The sequence below is a fragment of the Aquimarina besae genome (assembly GCF_042434905.1).
Classification (GTDB): Bacteria; Bacteroidota; Bacteroidia; order Flavobacteriales; family Flavobacteriaceae; genus Aquimarina.
This window is the reverse complement of sequence record NZ_CP170199.1, coordinates 2,991,273-3,012,152: the sequence shown is the minus strand read 5'-3', so window position 1 is coordinate 3,012,152 and position 20,880 is coordinate 2,991,273. Positions and strand designations below refer to the sequence as shown.

At 33.0% G+C, this 20,880-nt stretch carries 22 protein-coding genes; 4 read left to right on the top strand and 18 right to left on the bottom strand.

Annotated features, from left to right (window positions below):
* Positions 1 to 21: 21 nt before the first annotated feature.
* The 18 genes from coaE to ACE94K_RS13080 form a co-directional block, all read right to left on the bottom strand.
* Positions 22 to 603, bottom strand: a complete 582-nt coding sequence (gene coaE / locus ACE94K_RS13165; RefSeq protein WP_378172955.1) for a dephospho-CoA kinase — start codon at positions 601 to 603, stop codon at positions 22 to 24.
* Positions 604 to 1,563, bottom strand: coding sequence for a CdaR family protein (locus ACE94K_RS13160; RefSeq protein ID WP_378172952.1), 960 nt, complete (start codon positions 1,561 to 1,563; stop codon positions 604 to 606).
* Between the two features lie 5 nt (positions 1,564 to 1,568).
* Positions 1,569 to 2,573 (bottom strand): glycosyltransferase, encoded by a 1,005-nt coding sequence (locus ACE94K_RS13155; protein WP_378172949.1) that lies wholly within the window; start codon positions 2,571 to 2,573, stop codon positions 1,569 to 1,571.
* 135 nt (positions 2,574 to 2,708) lie between these two features.
* Entirely contained in the window at positions 2,709 to 3,527 is an 819-nt protein-coding gene (locus ACE94K_RS13150; RefSeq protein ID WP_378172947.1) for an enoyl-ACP reductase, read from the bottom strand.
* Positions 3,528 to 3,605: 78 nt separating this feature from the next.
* Positions 3,606 to 5,267, bottom strand: a complete 1,662-nt coding sequence (gene recN / locus ACE94K_RS13145) for a DNA repair protein RecN (RefSeq protein ID WP_378172944.1) — start codon at positions 5,265 to 5,267, stop codon at positions 3,606 to 3,608.
* A 75-nt stretch (positions 5,268 to 5,342) separates the two neighbouring features.
* Positions 5,343 to 6,230, bottom strand: a complete 888-nt coding sequence (locus ACE94K_RS13140) for a DUF4835 family protein (RefSeq protein WP_378172941.1) — start codon at positions 6,228 to 6,230, stop codon at positions 5,343 to 5,345.
* Positions 6,223 to 7,437 carry a bifunctional phosphopantothenoylcysteine decarboxylase/phosphopantothenate--cysteine ligase CoaBC gene (gene coaBC, locus ACE94K_RS13135; protein ID WP_378172939.1) on the bottom strand — a complete coding sequence of 405 codons (1,215 nt, stop codon included), beginning with the start codon at positions 7,435 to 7,437 and terminating at the stop codon, positions 6,223 to 6,225. The genes ACE94K_RS13140 and coaBC overlap by 8 nt, the downstream gene beginning before the upstream one ends.
* A 2-nt stretch (positions 7,438 to 7,439) precedes the next feature.
* Complete coding sequence (locus tag ACE94K_RS13130; RefSeq protein WP_378172936.1) at positions 7,440 to 7,772, bottom strand: DNA-directed RNA polymerase subunit omega; 333 nt, start codon at positions 7,770 to 7,772, stop codon at positions 7,440 to 7,442.
* A gap of 15 nt (positions 7,773 to 7,787) precedes the next feature.
* On the bottom strand, positions 7,788 to 8,579 hold the full coding sequence (locus tag ACE94K_RS13125; RefSeq protein WP_378172933.1) for an outer membrane protein assembly factor BamD: 792 nt from the start codon (positions 8,577 to 8,579) through the stop codon (positions 7,788 to 7,790).
* A gap of 118 nt (positions 8,580 to 8,697) precedes the next feature.
* Entirely contained in the window at positions 8,698 to 9,624 is a 927-nt protein-coding gene (locus ACE94K_RS13120; protein WP_378172931.1) for an ion channel, read from the bottom strand.
* 10 nt (positions 9,625 to 9,634) lie between these two features.
* Positions 9,635 to 10,510 (bottom strand): 4-hydroxy-tetrahydrodipicolinate synthase, encoded by an 876-nt coding sequence (gene dapA / locus ACE94K_RS13115; RefSeq protein ID WP_378172928.1) that lies wholly within the window; start codon positions 10,508 to 10,510, stop codon positions 9,635 to 9,637.
* 1 nt (position 10,511) lies between these two features.
* Complete coding sequence (locus ACE94K_RS13110) at positions 10,512 to 11,036, bottom strand: DUF6913 domain-containing protein (protein ID WP_378172926.1); 525 nt, start codon at positions 11,034 to 11,036, stop codon at positions 10,512 to 10,514.
* A 932-nt stretch (positions 11,037 to 11,968) separates the two neighbouring features.
* Positions 11,969 to 12,664: a hypothetical protein gene (locus ACE94K_RS13105; RefSeq protein ID WP_378172923.1), complete on the bottom strand. Its 696-nt coding sequence runs from the start codon at positions 12,662 to 12,664 to the stop codon at positions 11,969 to 11,971.
* 465 nt (positions 12,665 to 13,129) lie between these two features.
* The gene (locus ACE94K_RS13100) at positions 13,130 to 13,813 is read right to left on the bottom strand and encodes a lysoplasmalogenase family protein (protein WP_378172920.1); all 684 of its coding nucleotides are present in this window, start codon (positions 13,811 to 13,813) and stop codon (positions 13,130 to 13,132) included.
* The gene (ligA, locus tag ACE94K_RS13095; protein ID WP_378172918.1) at positions 13,813 to 15,807 is read right to left on the bottom strand and encodes an NAD-dependent DNA ligase LigA; all 1,995 of its coding nucleotides are present in this window, start codon (positions 15,805 to 15,807) and stop codon (positions 13,813 to 13,815) included. Before ligA ends, ACE94K_RS13100 begins: the two co-directional genes overlap by 1 nt.
* A gap of 45 nt (positions 15,808 to 15,852) precedes the next feature.
* The gene (locus ACE94K_RS13090) at positions 15,853 to 16,443 is read right to left on the bottom strand and encodes a TIGR00730 family Rossman fold protein (protein ID WP_378172915.1); all 591 of its coding nucleotides are present in this window, start codon (positions 16,441 to 16,443) and stop codon (positions 15,853 to 15,855) included.
* Positions 16,440 to 17,312 (bottom strand): peptide chain release factor N(5)-glutamine methyltransferase, encoded by an 873-nt coding sequence (gene prmC, locus ACE94K_RS13085; RefSeq protein WP_378172912.1) that lies wholly within the window; start codon positions 17,310 to 17,312, stop codon positions 16,440 to 16,442. The genes ACE94K_RS13090 and prmC overlap by 4 nt, the downstream gene beginning before the upstream one ends.
* 2 nt (positions 17,313 to 17,314) lie before the next feature.
* Complete coding sequence (locus ACE94K_RS13080; protein ID WP_378172909.1) at positions 17,315 to 17,800, bottom strand: GNAT family N-acetyltransferase; 486 nt, start codon at positions 17,798 to 17,800, stop codon at positions 17,315 to 17,317.
* Positions 17,801 to 17,895: 95 nt separating this feature from the next.
* On the opposite strand from ACE94K_RS13080, the gene ACE94K_RS13075 reads away from it, so the two are divergent.
* Genes ACE94K_RS13075 through ACE94K_RS13060 form a run of 4 tightly spaced genes read left to right on the top strand, consistent with a single transcriptional unit; the run spans position 17,896 to position 20,872 of the window.
* Positions 17,896 to 18,357, top strand: coding sequence for a hypothetical protein (locus tag ACE94K_RS13075; RefSeq protein WP_378172906.1), 462 nt, complete (start codon positions 17,896 to 17,898; stop codon positions 18,355 to 18,357).
* Positions 18,358 to 18,361: 4 nt separating this feature from the next.
* Positions 18,362 to 19,405 (top strand): bifunctional diaminohydroxyphosphoribosylaminopyrimidine deaminase/5-amino-6-(5-phosphoribosylamino)uracil reductase RibD, encoded by a 1,044-nt coding sequence (gene ribD, locus ACE94K_RS13070; protein WP_378172903.1) that lies wholly within the window; start codon positions 18,362 to 18,364, stop codon positions 19,403 to 19,405.
* Positions 19,398 to 20,006, top strand: coding sequence for an HAD family hydrolase (locus ACE94K_RS13065; protein ID WP_378172901.1), 609 nt, complete (start codon positions 19,398 to 19,400; stop codon positions 20,004 to 20,006). Before ribD ends, ACE94K_RS13065 begins: the two co-directional genes overlap by 8 nt.
* Positions 20,003 to 20,872, top strand: a complete 870-nt coding sequence (locus tag ACE94K_RS13060; protein ID WP_378172898.1) for an EamA family transporter — start codon at positions 20,003 to 20,005, stop codon at positions 20,870 to 20,872. The genes ACE94K_RS13065 and ACE94K_RS13060 overlap by 4 nt, the downstream gene beginning before the upstream one ends.
* The last annotated feature ends 8 nt before the right edge of the window (positions 20,873 to 20,880 follow it).

The window sequence follows — 20,880 nt, the reverse complement described above, 5'->3', positions numbered from 1 at the left end:
AAGATTGAAAAAATAACACAATCAAAGGATTATTTTATTGTGAATTTTATTAACATGAAGCCAAGTTTCTTCTAAATTCACATTATTTATAACAAAATCAGCCAAAGGAATTTTTTTTGCATCTTCCCATTGGTTGCGTAATCTTGCAATAACTTCCGATCTCGTCGTATTATCACGTTTTAAAACTCTGTCTATTCGTATCTCCTCGGGAGCAGTAATCAGAATGGTATAATCACAATATTTATATCCTCCATTCTCAAATAAAATAGCGGCTTCTTTGATAACGTATGGAGAACGATGTCTATTCTTCCAGGCAATAAAATGATCGGCTACCGCAGGATGCACAATTTGATTTAATCTTTCTAAAAGCGTTGAATCATTAAAAACCTTGTTTGCAATATAAGTGCGGTTAAGACCGCCATCATTATATGATTCAGAACCCAAAAGAGCTATAATTTGTTTCTTTACAGAATCGTCTTCATTCATCAATTTTTTGGCCTCGTCATCTGCTGTATAGATAGGAACATCAAACTTTGCAAACATTTTAGCAACAGTTGATTTTCCACTTCCTATTCCTCCGGTAAGTCCTACTACTTTTGTCATCTAGTTCAGAATTACAAATTGTACTTGTTTATCTTGTAACCTTACGTCGTGTATAGATGATGGCATATCGATTAATTCGAGTATCAGAAAAGAACTCTCATCTGCTACTTTATTATAATCAGCAATTACCTTAAAATCCCTTTGATTTATCTCGTTGTATTTATCCAACCCTACCCTATACACTACATTGACTTCTTTCGGAAAAATTTTAATATCTTTCCCTTCAGGGATGTTTATAAGCGTTATCGGAACTTCCTGACTTCCTTCTGTAAATTTACTGACTGTAATACTTGCCTCTATTTCTTTAGGATTCACATTAATCCTAGGTGGCAAACTATCAATTTTAATCAATAATGATGTTTTGTAATCCGTATTGAGCTCTTCTAATTGTAGTTTTTCGGTTGTTACATATTTTATGGTATCTACAATTCTTTGGGGACCACTAATTGTGATAGAATCCGGAGAAAGCACAACTCCTTCATCACTACCATAACCTGGGACATACCTGATTTCTTTTAGCAATCGTACAGGAATTTTCTTTTCTAAACTGATATCTAATTTCACCTTTAGCGTATCCTTTTGAACAGAAAGAACTCTTCCTTTAAAATTCAATTTATCTTTCAACGATTGATTAGCATTACTAAGATCAAAATAATAATCATTTCCTTTGGTTTCAATAGCATCAGCAATATCAAATTTTAATCTTGGCCTACTCCAACTATGATTTATGAGCCTAAAACCATTTCCATTGAGTGTTAACTTGATAGTATGATCACTATCTTCATCCAAAATTCTATCCTGTGGTATGTTAACATATAGAACATCACACTCTACTTCCTGCGTATAATTTTTAGAAAACTGTATAAAAAGCCATAAAACAGAGGTAAATGCCAGAAAAAACAGAAAGGTTTTGACATTATTTCTTTTTAAGGAAAATCTGCTTAATTTATTTTTTGACATAGGCGTTACTTTGAAAAAAACAACTTTTTAAATTGTTGTTCCGGACTTTTTTTCAAAAGATGAATATAATAATAAGATTTTAGGAATCCTTTGCCATACCCATAAAATTGAACAATCACTGCAACAACAGTCTGTAATCCAACAAATAAGTTTTTATAACTTATGGTAGCACTTATCAAAATTATCATAAGATATAAACACCAAAACCCCAAAAAATACCAGTATCCTAGTAAAGCTACCACCATAGAAACAACTGTATATACTATAAAAAGAGTGGGCAACCAGTAAGTAATTTTTGACGTTTCCGGGTGCCATAAATTAAGAATTGGTCTTACCAATCCAAATTTATTTACTTGTATATAGAATTTATTCCAGGAAACCCTACGTTTATGAAATACTTTTGCTTCTGGGATTAAGGCTGTTTCGTAACCCAGTTTCCAAAGTCGTATCGTAAGGTCCGGATCTTCCCCAGGATGTATATCTCCAAATCCTTTTGAAGCTTCAAAAGCTTCTTTTGATATGCCCATATTAAAACTTCTAGGCTGAAATTTACCCAGTGTATTTTTCCTACCTCTTATACCTCCGGTAGTGAGATACGATGTCATACTAAAACTTATTGCTTTTTGAAGATCAGAGAAATCTTTGTGAGCATCATCCGGACCGCCAAAACAGTGGACATAATTTATAGCTAAAAACTCTGTAACTTTCTTCAGATAATCTGCAGGCAATATCACATCACTGTCAAGAATAAGAAAATAGTTCCCTTTTGCTTTGCGCATACCATAATTACGTGAATCTCCGGGACCCGTATTTGGTTTTTGGTAATAGCTAATCTCTAAGTCATCTTGATATTTTTTGATGATATTTTCTGAAGTTTCCGAAGAACCATCCTCTACAATTACGATTTCGTATGATCGATCATAGTCCATGAAAATCATACTACTCAATAATTCATCTATTTCATTTGGTCTATTATAAACGGGAATAACAAAGGAAAAGAAAATATTCATAAAACAAAGGTACATAAACCACAGGATCCTATCACAGGATACGACAAGGGTATTAAACGATTTTAAAAAACATATTATAAACAAAAAGCTCAACTCTAATAGAATCAAGCTTTGTTAAATGTGTTTTGATAAGAATTATTCCTCGTCTACAAACTTTTCCATCACCATTTGACTTACTCCCATATTAGAGAACCCACCATCGTGGTAAAGATTTTGTAGCGTTACTTTTTTAGTGAGGTCTGAAAATAGTGTAATCGTATAATCAGCACATTCTGCTGCAGATGCATTTCCCAAAGGAGACATTTTATCAGCATATTCGATAAATCCATCAAATCCTTTCACTCCTTTTCCTGCCGTTGTTGGAGTCGGTGATTGAGAAATCGTATTTACCCGTACTTTTTTATCACGACCAAAGAAATAACCAAAACTACGAGCAATAGACTCCAGATACGCTTTGTTATCTGCCATATCGTTGTAATCAGGAAAGACTCTTTGAGCAGCCATATAAGTCAATGCAACTATACTACCCCACTCATTCATTGCCTCTTTCTTAAACAAGGTCTGCATCGTTTTGTGAAATGATAGTGCAGAAACATCCCAGCCCTTTTCACTCCAATCATAGTTTAGATCTGTATAATGGCGCCCTTTCCTTACGTTAACAGACATTCCTATTGAATGTAGCACAAAATCAAGTTTTCCTCCTAATATCTCCATTGATTTCTCAACAAGATTTTCCAGATCTTCTACAGAAGTAGCATCTGCAGGTATAATTTCTGAATTTGTCTTTTCTGCTAGCTCCTTGATAGCTCCCATTCGCATAGCTACTGGAGCATTGGTAAGTACAAAAGTTCCTCCTTCTTCAAAAACTCGTTCTGCAGTTTTCCAAGCTATTGAATTTTCATCGAGTGCCCCGAAAATAATCCCTCTTTTACCTTTTAATAAATTGTATGACATTTAAAAGTATATTATAAATGATTTTATAAGCGGTAAAGATAACAAAACGACCTAAACCTAAACTAAACTCTACCCATTTTAGTTCTGATAGTGTAATAATGATTTCGCGTGGGTTAACGCTGAATCAGAAATATTCTTTCCACCAATCATTTCTGCTATTTCTCTAACTCTATCATCTTGGCTTAGCAACTTCAATCTAGTTACTGTAGTATTGTCTATATCTTGTTTAAACACCTTATATTGACTTTGGCCATTAGCAGCGATCTGTGGTAGGTGAGTGATACTAAAAACCTGGAGATTTTTACTCATGTCCATCATTAAATCTGCCATTTTATGAGCTATCTCACCAGAAACTCCCGTATCTATTTCATCGAAAATAATGGTTGGCAATTGAGTATACCTGGACAATATTGCCTTTATCGCAATCATTATTCTAGAAAGTTCTCCTCCAGAAGCTACTTTTTTCAATTCTCCGTAAGATCCTCCTTTATTCGCCGAAAACAAAAACTCCAAAGCTTCTTTTCCGTTAGAAAGGTACTTTTCCTGCAAAGTCAAGGAGGCTTTAAAGGTAGCATTAGGCATACCTAATGATTTCAAAATATCTTCTAATTCTGAAACCAATTTCGGAAGTGCTTTTATTCTTTTCTCATGAATCCTGACAGCCACTTCATCCAATTGTTCTTTTGTGCTCTGAATTTCTTTTCGGATATGTTCAATATCTGTACTTAGTGACTCCGTCTTTGAAACTTTTTCCTGAAGCTCTTCCTTGATTTGCAAAAGCTCTTCTGTAGATGCCGTTCCGTGTTTTGTCTGAAGATTATGAATGATCTGTAATCTCTGACTAACCTCTTCTAACTGTTCGGGGTCAGCTTCTAGTCGTTCTAATTCATTTTGTAAAGAGTCATTGATATCCTCTAACTCGATATACACGCTCTGAATCCTTTCTGATAACTCTTTTAGTGCTCCTGAATATGGAGCTACCTTAGCAATATTATTCTTAATGGTATTTAAAAGATCTGAAACTCCAACATCTTCAGAAGAAATTAAGGAAACTGAACCAGATAGTCGTTCCTGTATTTCTTCAATATTAATAAGTGTTTCGTATCGCTCTTCTAAGTCTGGTAGTTCGCCAGGTTTCAGTTTTGCCTCTAATAATTCATTAAGTAAAAAAGAATTGTAGTCGTGTTCTTTAGTTAATTCTTGCTGACTTTCAAGCAATGTCCTTTCTTCTTTTTCTTTTGCTTTCAGTAAAGACAAACCACGTTTGTAAGATTCTATTTCACGACCGGACTCTGACAAAGCATCTAATACTTCAAACTGAAAATCATTGGTAGTAACCTCTAATGTTTGATGTTGACTATGAATATCTATTAAACGCGGTCCCAACTTGTTTAAAGAACTTAACGTAACCGGTGTATCGTTAATAAAGGCTCTTGATTTTCCAGAGGGTAAGATTTCTCTTCTGATAATAGTTTCTGGCTCATAGTCCAGATCTTCTTCCTCAAAAAATGTTTGTAAGTCGTATTTCTGGATATCAAAAACACCTTCTATTGTGCATTTTATAGCACTATCTTTTACACTACTAAGATCCGCTCGTTTGCCAAGCAAAAGTCCAAGTGCCCCAAGAAGTAATGACTTTCCTGCACCTGTTTCTCCGGTAATAGTAATTAAACCGGTATCAAAAGAAACCTGTAATTGTTCAATTAAGGCGAAGTTTTTTATGGAAAGACTTCTGAGCAAGAGATAGTAATGTTTTATTATTATTAATGATGGTAAAGATAGTATAGTTTTAAAAAGATTTCAAGAAAGAAAAAATTAAAACTTGATTTCTGCCCAGCTGCTTGCATAGGTTGGTGCTATCCTATTTAATATAGTCATAGTTTCAGCAATATTTAAGGCAGGACCACCTGAAAGAATGCTTGACACCTCATCTGCCTTTGCATCAAAAAACACTCTCATTATATACGAATTAGGTCTTGTTTTATGCATTTCTTCTAATGCCTTAACAGATGCTAAAATAGACTCTTTTCCCTTTTTTAAATCATTACTCATAATATCTAAACCTTCTCTATGGTATGTATATAAAGCTGATCTGTAACCGTCAAAAGTACCTGATAATAAATCATCGTTCAATCTAAATCTTGTCTGAGGCCCATCCTGCCCATTCCAACCTAAAGTATTACTCCCTTGTGCATTACCAACTATGTTTTTGGCCTCTTGGTGAAATGCCGTACCAGAATTTAGTTCAAAGGTGTCAGCATCAACTCCAAGAATCGTATAGAGGTAAAAAGCCACTACCGAAATAAGATTTGACTCAAAGTTATTGGGGTTGTAATTTAAAGGTTGAAATTCTAGATATTTAAAATTAAACTGTTTATCGTTTATATTTAGAATTGTAGTTTTATAACTTGACCCATATACTGGTCTAGACGCCTGAACCTGAATTGTGGCTGTAAAACTATCATTAGCATTACCCAAAATATTGATGAAAAAACTACAATCAATTCTTTCTTCTGTACGATATTCTATTTCGGTCCATTTGGTATTATTAATAAACTCTGCAACTGACCTTTCTAATGTTTTAAAAACCTGCAAGTTGGGATTACCTGTTTGCTCAGCATTCACTACAACCGTAGCATTAAATTCCTGAGCATTTAGGACGATACCACATAAAAATGTAACAAAAAGAAAAAATTTATGCATTACGTAGTTCTTTAATTTCATTAAAAATATCTTCTGCAACCTCTGCTTTGGTTTTAAGATCAAACGCTTTTATTTCTAGTTTATGATTGATTAAAGTCACTTTATTCGTTTTTCCTTTAAAACCTGCTCCTTTATCATTCAGTGAATTTAGGACAATCAAATCAAGATTTTTTGTCTTTAGCTTATTTTTTGCATTTTCTTCTTCATTTTGAGTTTCCAGAGCAAAACCTACCAAAAACTGATCTTTTTTTACAGAGCCCATCCATTTAAGGATATCTGTCGTTCGTTCTAATTCGATAGAAAAATTACTATCAGACTTTTTAATCTTTTGATCTGATATTTCTTTAGGTCTATAATCTGCAACTGCTGCAGAGGCAATTGCAATATCGCAGCTATCAAATTCATTTACCACTGCTTCATACATAGATGCGGCGCTAACAACAGGAATAACGGTAATTAAATCGTGAATAATTTCTATAGAAGAAGGCCCTAAAACAAGTGTTACACTTGCTCCTAGATTGGCAGCAGACTTGGCCAATTCTATTCCCATTCTACCGGTAGAATGATTTCCAATAAATCGAACAGGATCTATTGCTTCATATGTGGGACCGGCTGTTATAAGTACTTTTTGTCCTTTTAACGGTAATTTACCCAAAATATCGTTTTCAATAAAGCTAACGATATTATTTGGTTCTGCCATTCTTCCTTGTCCAACTAAACCGCTTGCCAGTTCTCCTGATTCTGCCGGAATCATTACATTTCCAAATTCCTGAAGTTTTTTAAAAGTTTCGTGGGTAGAGGGATGGTTATACATATCCAGATCCATGGCTGGAGCAAAATATACCGGGCATTTTGCAGACAAGTATGTTGCTAATAGTAAATTATCACTATTACCAGTTGACATTTTGGATAACGTATTAGCCGTAGCAGGAGCAATCACCATAAAATCCGCCCAAAGCCCTAATTCTACGTGGTTATTCCACTCTGCATTTTCATCATTTTCATCGTAAAATGATGAATGAACAGGGTTTTTGGAAAGCGTAGAAAGCGTGAGCGGCGTTACAAAATCTTTTGCTGCAGGTGTCATAACCACTTTCACCTCAGCTCCGGACTTTATAAAAAGACGTACTAAGGAAGCGGTTTTATATGCAGCAATACCAGCGGTAACACCAATTAAAATTTTTTTACCGCCTAATATAGATGACATGCTTATAGGGATTCCGAATCTGTCTTTGTATTTCTATAATATATCTTACCTTCCAGCCATTCCTGTGCTGCTAAAGAATGTGGTTTTGGTAATCTTTCATAGAACTTAGAAACCTCTATTTGCTCTTTATTTTCAAAGATTTCTTCAAGACTATCATTATAAGTCGCAAATTCGTCTAACTTTTCTAAAAGCTCCTTTTTGATATCTGTATTTATTTGATTGGCCCTTTTCGATATTACAGAAATTGCCTCGTAGATGTTGCCTGTTGGTTGATCTACTAAATTTTTATCTATAGTAGTTGTATTAACTGGGGCATTACTTTTTTTCAAATCCATCGTCCTCTATATTTTCTATTTAAATTTTTCTAACCTTGATTTTATATCCTCTGAAATTTCTTCAGCATCAGCAGTATGTTCGCCTTCTTTATAATATTTTTTATAATTATTGTAAAAGTCATTAGCTTCTTCAAGTCTTTCTTTTACTAAAACATCATAACTACCTATCGCTAGTAAATACTGTGATTCTAGCTTGTAATATAAAGCTTTTTCTCTAAAAACAGAACCGGGATAATCAATTAGATAATTATCAAAAGCTTTTATAGCTACCTTATAATCCTCTCGATGATGATATTGTTTAGCAATCTCAAAAGCCTTTTTCTCTTTTTTATTTCTAAGCTCGGCAACTAGTTTATTAGCTTCTTCAAGATTTTCGCTATCCGGATATGCATTGATATATCCCTGTAACTTCTCTATAGCCTCATCGGTTTCCTTTTGATCTAAACTATACCTTGGAGATAAAAAATAATAACTTTTTGCTCCTTTGTAAGCAGCTTCCTCTCTCTTGTCACTGTTTGGATATGACTTAGCAAACCTTTCAAATTGATAGCCTGCCAGGTAGTAGTCCTCGAGATTGTAATACGTATCAGAGTAATAATACATTACCCTTTCTGCCTGCGGTTTACCCCTGAACTGCGGAACAATCTGTTCAAAAAGGCGCAAAGCTTTTTTGTATTTTCCTTCTTTATATAATTCTTCTGCTAATTTATATTTAGGCCCAATTTCCTCTTCTTTCAATACCTTTTGATATTCACTACAAGAACCAAGGGCAATCACTAAAATTAACAAAAACAATAATCTCTTCATATCTTAAAAAAACATCTGGCAAAAATAGATATTTCTGCCGTATTACAAAAACTTTAATTGATCTATTAAATAACTCAATAAGCAGTGGATTGTTGCAAAAAAACAAATGAAAAATATCTTACTTTTTTTCTGTGCTATTTGTCTCACCTAACTTACTATGATCAAGCACAGTATATCCTTCTTTGTCATAATAAAAAGCAGGAGTAAAAGCTTCATCTAGTTTTACGTTTTTAAGTACATAAGAATGTATCTGATGAACCTCTTGCGCAAAGGATTCGTCATAATAACTTACTAAAATCAAAACTTCTCCATTAAGTTGAGTCAATTCGTCTCTATTAAATTCTGTTAAAGGACTTGATTTATCGATGGGATGTACAATTGTCCATGTTGTCGGCAAGTAGGTTATTTCGCTTCTTTCTAAATCTAAATTATAGAAATTATTAACATATTTGCCGTTTTCGAGTTTTTGAGAAAGCGCTAATGTTGCCTTTACTTTGGGCATGATCATCACATTGGTGCTTCTACCCATTAATCTAAACATAATGGCATCCGATTCCTTATGTTCTCTTACTATAATCGTATCGCTAAACTTGATACTTGGTTTAGGTTTCGAAAATCTACCATATAACAAACCTGTTATAAATGAAAAACTAAGTAACCCTATAAGTGCCTCGAATGAAGAGATTACTCCAAAAACAACACCTTTTGGCGCCATTGCTCCATATCCAACCGTAGTCACGGTCTGTGCAGAAAAAAAGAATGCTTTCAAAAAATCTCCAAAAAAACTTCCGGTAGGATCAGCGATTGCAGCTATTCCAATTAGGGTATATATAATTGCAAAAATTGAATTTATTAATATATAACCTAAAAAAACCCATCCGAAAAATGCTGTCCAGGTTATACTTATCAAATAATTGTAACTTCTGGAAATAGAAGTGCGTCTGTTTATGTGCTTAATATTAAAAGAACCATCGGGATTAATGAAACGTTTGGCTTGTTCATTTGATGATAAACCAATACCGGGATCTTTTATTCTTTTAGCCATAAAAACCTGTTTAGTTATTCTTTACAAATTCTTTTATTTTGGCATCTAAATTCTCAGAAGCAGAAACAAGAGGCAGCCGAAGATGATCTCCACAAATATTCTTGTGTTTTAAAATATTCTTGATTCCTGCCGGATTTCCTTCTTCAAAAGCATAATCTAAAACAGGTAACAATCTGTAAAGAATATCAAATGATTTTTTATTCTCCCCTGCAAGCCCTAAGCGAATCATTTCCGAAAACTCTTTTGGGAACCCTTGCCCTACAACACTAATCACTCCATCACCTCCCGCAGTTACCAAAGATAGCGCCAATGCATCATCACCAGAAATAACTAAGAAATCTTTTGGCTTGTTCTTAATTATTTTAAGTACCTGAGTAAAATCTCCTGTTGCTTCTTTAATCCCTATTATTTTATCCAACTGCGCTAATCTAAGTGTAGTCTCAGCAATCATATTAACACCAGTTCTTGATGGAACATTATATAACAAAACCGGTAGAGGAGCATTGTCGTTAATAGCTTTATAATGCTGATAAATTCCCTCTTGAGTAGGCTTATTATACATAGGAACAACAGATAATATCGCGTCAAAATCAGACACATCTGTTTCTTTCATCTCTTGAATAATAGCTGCAGTATTATTACCTCCAATACCAATAACCAAAGGCAAACGCTTATTATTGACCTTTACAATATGATCCACTAATTCTTTTTTTTCTTTTTTTGAAAGTGTAACGGATTCGGCAGTAGTTCCCAGAACCACTAAGTATTCTACTCCACCGTGAATACAAAACTCTACCAAAGATTTAACCCCTTCAAAATCTATTGAACCATCATTATTAAAAGGCGTAGCTAATGCTACACCAGTTCCTCTCAGAAAAGCATTCATATTATATTATCTGTAAAATTTTTAAATATTTTTTTAATTCGGAAATGAATAGATTATTGTCTTGGTTATCAACCCCTATTACCAAATCATTAATACGATTATCTATTTCGGCAAAACCTACTTTAAACTTGGCATTAGATGCTGCTGCTACATAATCCAGCTCTAGTTTACTTTCAGAATAAAAGTTAATTAAAACATCATATTCCTTTTTTATAAAATCGTTAAGCGAATTACTTTTAACGGATCCATTTACACTAAAACTCTTATCATTATAATAGGCTGCATCTTTATCATCAGAGATCTCTTTCTGATCCTCTTTATATCCCATTACTTTTAAGCGATCTGATTTAACACCTAATTCATTGGCAAGCTTCAAAACGGACAATACGTTTACCGATTGTGATGCATCTATTAGAACAGCCAGGCTTTTAATACCAGTTACCTCTTTTGCACTAGACCTTCTTTTTTTTATGTAAGACTCAATGCTTTTTTTTAGTGCATTTCTTTTAAGACCCTTTAAAATCATTTATAAAAAAGATTAAGAAACAAATGTAGCTATTTTACATTTTAAAAATACGCTGTAGACCTCAAGAAAATAGAAAAACTAAAAATGTTTTTAAGGATTTAGTTATTTAAATAACAATACCTGTATAATCTGTTTTAAAATGTAATTTATCTCTAATACCAAACTTAGAAATACTTTTCTTTTTCAAATGCTGTTGCTATCGGCTTTGCCTCCATCAAAAAGTTAAGAAAAAAGTATAATCCTGCAATTTCTGCAAGGTTTATGAGAACCGTAAAAACTTTGGAATGATAATAAAAAAAGTTAATCAACAACATTGCGTTTACAAAAAGACAACAACTAGCTGAAATAAAAAGTTTAAAATTACCTTGATATCTATCAATGAGATAAATAAAAAAACAGATTCCCACAAAAACTAAAAGTGCGATCAAAATCGAGAAAAATGACACTACTGAACCGGTAAGATTTGGCAATACTAATTGAGAAATTGAAAAAATCAAATACGATATAAGCGATATGCTAATGATAATTGGAAACGTAGCTAATTTCTTTATTTGAACATCTTTTATAGTTATAAATCTTCTTAACAAGAATATGCATAGTAGATAAAATATAATAATGGTAACTGCTATCAGATCAAAATACTTTGCAAAGCTTATATACAGTAAGGTATCATTAAGCATAAGAACCAACATGCTTGTTATATAATACGCATTTATAGGTTTGTCGTGAAATATATGGATAAGTATTAAAGATATTAGAGCCAAAGGCTTGACATACAAGAGATAATTTTCTTCGCAGAACAGAGCAAACAAAATTATTGTAAGAAAAGACAACCAAAACAAAATATATGTCAACTTCAAATCCTTTAACATCTATAAAAGTTTTTCATTGTTTCTAATACGTCATCAAGGTATTAAAAAACTGTAACTAAATTAAAAAAACTCTAAGCTGTCTGGTTTTAGATTGTCCTGTTCTATAAAAAATTTAATTAAAAAATAATGTCCAAAAAACTGTAGAACATTAGTAATAACAACAAATATATCCAAATGGATATATAATTTATTAAGTATGGTAAGGATATTAACGATAAGAAAACAGGACCCCGCAATCATTAAGGATGAGCTCACCACCGTTTTACTATTGAGGTAGATATAATAACAAAAACCAATGAAAAGAATAAATAGCACAATTAATATATTAAGATATAATTGATCATCATTAACATCTATAGAGATCATATCGGCTACTGAATACACTACATATACGATCAACCCCATAGTTATCCATAATTGAATCGTAAATATTTTTTTTAGTTGTATTTTGACTTTTTGCATGCTTTTCCATAATAAAAGTAAATTCAAAATATAATAGCACGACATTATTATAGTAATGATCCTGAAGTATCTCTTGAAATCAATTACAGAAAGTATTTCTGCCGACAACACCAAAAGCAAAGCTACAGGAACCAAATAATATATTTTTTGGGCTTCGACCAAATAGAAAACACAAACTGAGATAATTACCAGAGACTTAGAATATACCAACCACGTTTCCATAAAAATTGCGGTAAGCAATAATGTTGCTCCAGAAATAAACAATAATTGATATGCTAATTTTTTTTTACTCAATTATATCCTTACTTACTTAATTAAATCTGTTTTATACTCTTTAGATTTTAATCATTTATTAATATGAAAATCTCATTGATCTGCAGATCAAGCTAATCACTTTTGGTTGATTTTACTTACTATAATAAAGATATTAGAGCTTCTTAATTCTAAATTAAAACACTCAAAAAGCTTTTTCTTGAAGAGTTTTTCTTTTTCATTACTTCCCATATGACAAAAAGTAATTGAAATAAAACAAAATTGTTTATCTCAGGGATTTAGAAAACAAATATCAAATCCCAATCTAAGCACCTATCTACCAACAAAAAAGAAACAAAGATTTAGTAATTTCTCTTCTTTTATAAAACTTACATTACAAAAAAAAATTGAAATATTCCCCATTCAACATGATATTAAACAACTTTTCCTATTGTTAAGATACTAAATTTCAAACAAATAATAGACAACCTAAAAATTTACCTAGAACTAACTTTTTATTTTAAGAGGATTTGGGCTGGATAACTTAAACTTTACTAAAAAGAATACAGCCAATAACTGATAGATAGAATTTATGATTTTTAGCTCTAGTGACGGAACATAAAAACGATCTAATGCGAAACACGCATCACTAATCACAAAGTTTAAAATAGCTATAGCAAACCATAAAGATTTGGGTGATCTTACATTGATATATTGAAAAACAGCTCCAATGAGTAAGAAATATAAAATGATCAAATACATGATACCAAAAGGTTTTATCTTACCCATATTTTGATTAGTAACTTCATAGATTTCATAAGCTATTATCGTCCAAAACACGAAAAAACCTATCATATAAAGTATATCAATTTTATTGTAGTCTAAGGGTTGATGATTTTTATACAAGAAATAAAAGAGAATGAAATAAGATAGAGTATAACTGAGCAAAACATACCTAAAACTATTTTCTAAGCCTACTAATAAAAAAATATCACCAAGAAAGCAAAGGAATAAAACTACCACAAACAGTGAATCTACTTTTTGCACATTAAACCAATACAGCATAAAAAATAGCGGTACGGTCATGGGCTTTGCATACAATTCGATAGTTGGGTTTTGCAATATCGTACTAAGAACACATAATCCTCCTGTGACTAATAATAGTATTTTTATAAGTGTTCTTATCTTCATTACTCTAGTAAATTAAGGAAATTGTCTTCGGATATAATTGCAACACCAAGGTTATTAGCTTTTTCTAATTTGCTTGGTCCCATATTGGCTCCGGCAACGACATAGGTTGTTTTAGATGAAATGGAACTGGACACTTTTCCTCCGTTGTCCTCAATTAGTTTCTTGAGTTCATTGCGAGAAACTTTTTCAAAAACACCTGAGACAACAAAGGTTTGGCCTAATAATTTATCTGTCTGATTTGCTAATTTATCTGCAGAAATTTGTAGTTGCACCCCATACTTTTTAAGCCTTTCTATTAAAGTTAGATGATCTTCAGAATCAAAAAACTCTCTAACACTTTGCGCGATTTTAATACCGATTTCATCTACACTAACCAAGTCCTCTTCGCTAGCATTTATAATTGCATCAATTGTTTTATAATGCTTTGCCAGTTTTTTTGCGACAGTTTCTCCAACATATCTTATACCTAATCCAAATAAAACTCTTTCGAAGGGAATTTCTTTAGATTTCACGATACCTTCTATAAGATTTTCTGCGCTTTTTTCTGCCATTCGTTCTAGCGGAATCACCTGTTCTTTTCTCAACTCATACAAATCTGCATAATTAGTGATCAATCCTTCATTAACCAATAGAGCGACTGTTTCTCCTCCCAAACCTTCTATATCAAGGGCTTTACGTGAAATATAGTGTTGTATTCTTCCAACAATCTGCGGAGGACATCCTTGATCATTAGGGCAATAATGCTGCGCCTCACCTTCTTTTCTGATCAATTCGGTAAAACACTCAGGACAGTGTTTAATATATTCGGTTGGTACAGAATCTTGATCTCTTTTTGTAAAATCGACACTTATAATTTTAGGTATGATCTCCCCTCCTTTTTCAACAAAAACAGTGTCGCCTACTCTGATATCTAATTTTTCAATTTGATCGGCATTATGCAATGATGCTCTTTTCACTATTGTTCCCGCCAGCTGAACGGGTTCCAGATTTGCAACAGGTGTAATTGCTCCTGTTCTACCTACCTGATAGGTGATTTCATTAAGTTTAGTAGTCGCCTGTTCTGCTTTAAACTTATAAGCCATAGCCCATCTCGGAGCTTTAGATGTAAAACCAAGTTCCTCTTGCTGCTGGATACTATTCACTTTAATCACTACTCCATCTGTTTCATATGGCAAATCTCTTCGTTTTTCATCCCAAAGGTTGATAAATTCCAGAACTTCATCAATGGAGTTTACCAATCGTGATTCTTCAGGCACCTTAAAGCCCCAGTTTCTAGCTTTTTCAAGGCTTTCATAATGTGTTGGAATACCTAATCGATCACCTGCAAGATTATACAATAAACAATCTAGTGGACGTCTAGCAGTTTCTGCACTATCTTGAAGCTTTAGACTTCCCGAAGCAGTATTTCTAGGATTTGCATACGGCTCTTCTCCAGCTGCAATTCGTTCTTGATTCATTTTTGCAAATCCTTCATAGGGCAATACAATCTCACCACGAATATCAAACTTTGGCGGATAATCTCCTTTTAGTTTTAAAGGAACAGACTTTATCGTCTTAACGTTGGTCGTTACATCATCTCCTTGGATTCCGTCTCCCCTGGTGACAGCTCTAAGTAGCTCTCCATTTTCATAGGTAAGGCTGATAGAAGCACCATCATATTTAAGCTCACAAGTATAGTTTACATCTCCATCTACTAATTTCTTAATTCTGGTTTCCCAGTCCAACAAATCTTCTTTAGAATATGAATTATCCAACGAATACATGCGTTGCTCATGAACAACGGTATTAAAATTTTTAGTTACTTCTCCTCCTACTCTTAATGTGGGAGAATTAGAGTCATAGAATTCTGGGTGCTTTTCTTCTAATGCCTGCAACTCTTTGAGTTTCATATCAAACTCATAGTCACTAATTGTTGCCGCATCAAGCACATAATAATTATAATTATGTTGTCTTAATTCTTCTCGTAATTGATTGATTTGTTCCTCTATAGTCATCGTGCTGGTATCAGTTTTCCGGTATCAGTATTTAGTATAATTTTATTATGTTCTATCTGATTTTAACCACTTTGGTACTTGTTTGGGTGTAAATTCTCTCATTTTTACTAACAGGCGATCTATGTCTTCTTCTACTAAAAGTAACTCGTAGTTCTCCATTTTAAGAAAACCATTACGTACCATTGTCTCTAATAGCTGTAACAAATGATCATAAAACCCATTGATATTTAATAGTCCTATAGGTTTCTGGTGCAAACCTAATTGTGCCCAGGTTATAATTTCAAATAACTCTTCTAATGTCCCAAAACCTCCCGGTAACGTAATAAAACCATCACTTAGTTCGTGCATTTTCATTTTACGCTCGTGCATATTATTTGTAGTTACAAGTTCTGTAAGCCCAAGATGAACAACTTCTTTCAATTTCAGAAAATCAGGTATGACACCAATTACTTTTCCATTATGGGTAAGTGCTCCTTCTGCTACTTTTCCCATTACACCAATTTTTGCAGCTCCGTAAACCAGAGTAATATCCTGTTGAGCTAATTTTTTTCCCAATATCAGAGCTTCATCAATTACTTTGATATCATTTCCTTCACTGCTTCCACAAAAAATACAAACAGAAGTTAAGTTATTCATAAGTCATTTTTTTTAATTAAACTGGCTTTTATCATACGGTCATTATCGTATAAATCTTTACGAACTATTACAGATTCGAATCCCAGTTTTTCAATCATATCTTTTGTTTCTTTTCCAAGATATTGATTAATTTCAAAATACAACAAACCGCGGGGAGTGAGATTTTGCTTGGCTAGTTTACCTATCTTTTTGTAAAAAATCAATGGATCATTATCTGACACAAAAAGTGCCAAATGCGGTTCATGATCCAACACATTGGGTTTTATCTCTTGTTTCTCTAGTTCTCGAACATATGGAGGATTGGAAACGATTATATCAAAATCCTTCTCTAATTTATCTAACTGAAGTACGTTTGCATGAATAAAATTTACTTCAACATTGTTACGTTTGGCATTTTCTTTGGCAATTTCAAGAGCTTCTTCAGAAATATCTATGGCGAACAGATCTGCCTCTGGTAGATTTTTAGCTAGAGAAATAGCGATACAACCACTACCGGTTCCTATATCTAATATTTTTATTTTTCGCTCTATCTTTTTATGTTGATAATCTCTTAGAATCCAATCTACCAATTCTTCAGTTTCAGGCCGTGGTATCAAAACCAATTCATTAACCTTAAAGGAAAGTCCGTAAAACACCGTATCTCCAACGATATATTGAATCGGCTCTTGTTCTTTAAGTCGTTTTTTAGCATCTACGAATTTTGAGAAGGATGTGTTATCAATTATCGTATCTAAAGCCATAGCTATATCTACACGCCTTAATCCAAGAAATTTTTCAGAAAGTATATAAAAAAAAGAAAGTATTTCTTCTGAATCGTATTGAGATGACAGCGCATCTGTAAATTCTTTTCTAAGATCTTTTATTTTCAAACCTACAACTCTTTAATCATCCAAGCCTGACAACTATAGTGTCCCGTATCACCCATAGGTTTATCAAGAGATGTAAAACCAACTTTATAATATAATTTTCTGGCATCTTTCATATAAGGCATAGTTTCTAAATAACATTTAGAAAAGCCCTGCTCTCTGGCAAAATCCAGGCACTTACTCATCATTTGAGAACCAAGTCCTTTTCCTCTGGCTTCTGGAAGAAAATACATTTTCTGAAGTTCACATATATCTGCGCTTTCTTTTTCTAATTGCGCAATTCCTGCTCCACCTATAATCTTTCCATTGTCTTCGACAACGTAATATATTTTTCTGGGAGCATCATAGGTTTCGTACATCATATCCAATGCTTCATCTTCATAAGCAGTTCCCACTTTGGGAACCCCCATTTCTATCAAAACATCTCTGATTACCTTTGCTAACGCCTTATTATCTTCTGGAGCAACTGAACGAATTTTTATGGCATTCATTATAATATATAAATACTACTTTTGTTAATCTAAAAATTAGTGCTATCTAATCTTTTTATTTAGATGAAATATACATCAAATCTATGCAGTAATCAATGAAGAAGCTTTTATTATTATCAACAATATTCATAGTCATTACAAGTTGTTCCTTATCGAAAAAACCAGAATTTAAATATGTCGCCAATATCGATGTTAAAAATGTCAGTATGCGCAATATAACGATTCAAGCTGATGCAGTTTTTCATAATCCAAACAACTTGAGTGGAAAACTTTCTGTTGAAGATGTTCACGTTTTTGTTGATAACATAGACGTAGGCAGTATTCATTCTCAGGAATTTGAAGTTCCTTCAAAAAAGGAATTTACAGTTCCTTTGGAAGGCACCTTTTCTCTTGCAAAAATTTATGACGAAAATAAAAATAACCTTTTGGGTAGTGTTCTAAAAATGGTACAAACCGACTCTCTTCTCATTCAATATAAAGGCAATATGAGATATCGATTGGGAAGTTTTTCTTATTCGTATAATATTAATAAAGAGCAAAAAATTCCCTTAAAGTAATAACGTGAGCATACACGACAAATATATAAGACGGTGTATTCAAATAGCCAAAAACGCACTTGGATATGCCAGACCCAATCCTATGGTAGGAAGTGTAATTGTTCACAACCAGACCATCATTGGCGAGGGTTACACTAGTGCTTATGGTGGTCATCACGCTGAAGTGAATGCCATAAATAGTGTTAAAGACAAATCACTTTTAAAAGAAGCAACGCTATACGTAACCTTAGAACCTTGTTCTCATTTTGGCAAAACACCACCTTGTAGTGATTTAATTATCAAACACAGAATACCCAATGTGGTCATAGGTACTATCGACATACATAGTAAAGTAGCAGGAAAAGGCATAGAGAAATTAAAAAACGTAGGATGCAATGTAACCGTTGGTATTCTGGAAAACGAATGTCTTATTCATCATAAGCGATTTTTCACCTTTCATAACAAAAAACGACCGTTTATCATATTAAAATGGGCACAAACACCAGACGGATTTATCGCTCCTTCGAAAACTACAAAAAGAGCGCCTGTATGGATAACAAATCCATATTCCAGGCAATTGGTACATAAATGGCGTGGAGAAGAACAAGCTATTTTGGTTGGAAGCAATACCGTTATCAAAGATAACCCGAAGCTAACAATAAGAAATTGGTCTGGAGAAAATCCTACAAGAATCGTCATAGATTTATCGAATAAGATTCCTGAAGACTCTGCTATTTTTGATCATGAAGCGAAAACTATCCTGATTACCAGAGATGCTGGTGAAAAACAAAATAGCAATAACTTACAATACGAAACTATTGATTCTGAAAATCATATCGCTCTTGAGATTTGCAATATTCTATTTAAATACGAAATACAATCCGTTATTATAGAAGGTGGCAGACATACGCTACAATCTTTTATCGATGCTAATCTTTGGGATGAGGCTCGAGTTTTTAAAGGCTCACATATTTTTAAAAGAGGAGTTAACGCCCCAGTATTTAATGCTAAGCTTATTTCTGAAGAACAAATTATGGAAGACACATTAAGAATATACGAGAATGATTAAAACTATTATTTTTGATTTTGGAGATGTATTTATTAATCTGGACAAATCAGCTACCTTACAATCATTCTCCCAGCTCGGTATCAATTCTATAACCAAAGAACTGGTATCCATCAATGAATCCTATGAAATTGGTGTCATTGATACATTAGAGTTTATAAATTATTACAAAAAGCTTTTACCCAAGGCTTCTGATCAACAGATTATAGATGGTTGGAATGCTATTCTCAAAGATTTTCCGAAGCAACGATTAGAATTCATTCAAAAATTAGCAAATAGTCATATGTACCAACTAATTTTACTGAGTAATACTAACGAATTACATATCAATTGGATTAAAGAAAATGTTTCATTTTATTCAGATTTCAAATCCTGTTTTGATTCTTTTTATCTTTCTCACGAAATTCATTTAAGAAAACCCAATCAAGATATTTTCCAATTTGTTATAGAAAACCACCAACTTAACCCTTCAGAAATTCTTTTCATTGATGATACTTCGGCCAATACGAATGCTGCCGAAAAGTTAGGCATTCATACCTGGAACAACAACCCTATGACCGAAGATATTACTGACTTATTTACTATAAAAGCTAATTTATTTTGATTTATTTATTTTTAAGTATCATCGCCTCCAGTTGGATATTAATCACATTCAAATTATTTGCTAAATACAACGTAGATACGATGCAGGCAATTATCTTTAATTATATAGCTGCTTCTATTTCTGGTTTTATCGCCTATACCGAACCAATTAAAATCCTAGGTATTATTAAATCAAGTTGGTTTTATGGAACTATAGTATTAGGACTTATTTTTATTCTGGTATTTAATCTAATGGCCATCACCACACAAAAGAATGGTTTGTCGGTAGCTGCGGTAGCGAGCAAGATGAGCGTGGCAATACCAGTAGTTTTTGGAATTATAGTTTATCATGAAAGTACGGCTCCGCTAAAAATATTAGGAATTGTTATCGCATTATTTGCGGTGTATATGACTTCAATGAAAACAGTTGGTGGCGTTTCTGTAAAAACAAAAAATCTAATATATCCTCTTTTGGTATTTTTGGGAGGTGGGATAATAGATACAAGTCTTAAATTTATGGAGACCAATTATGTTGCAAAAATGGACATTCCGATTTTTTCGGCTGCTATTTTTAGTTTCGCAGGTATTTTTGGAATCGTTTTATTACTTTATATGACTATTAAAAGAACGCTAAAAATAACTATCAAAAATATTATTGCAGGAATTTGCCTAGGAATACCAAATTATTTCTCCATCTATTTTTTAATTCAGGCTTTAAGAAACGATCAACTAGATAGTTCAACAGTGTTTATTATTAACAATGTGGCTATATTATTGGTATCGACTTTTGCAGGTATCTTATTTTTTAAAGAAAAATTAATAATAAAAAACTGGATAGGAATCATACTGGCCATCATCAGTATTTTACTGGTTACTTTTTCTATTTAAAACTAAAC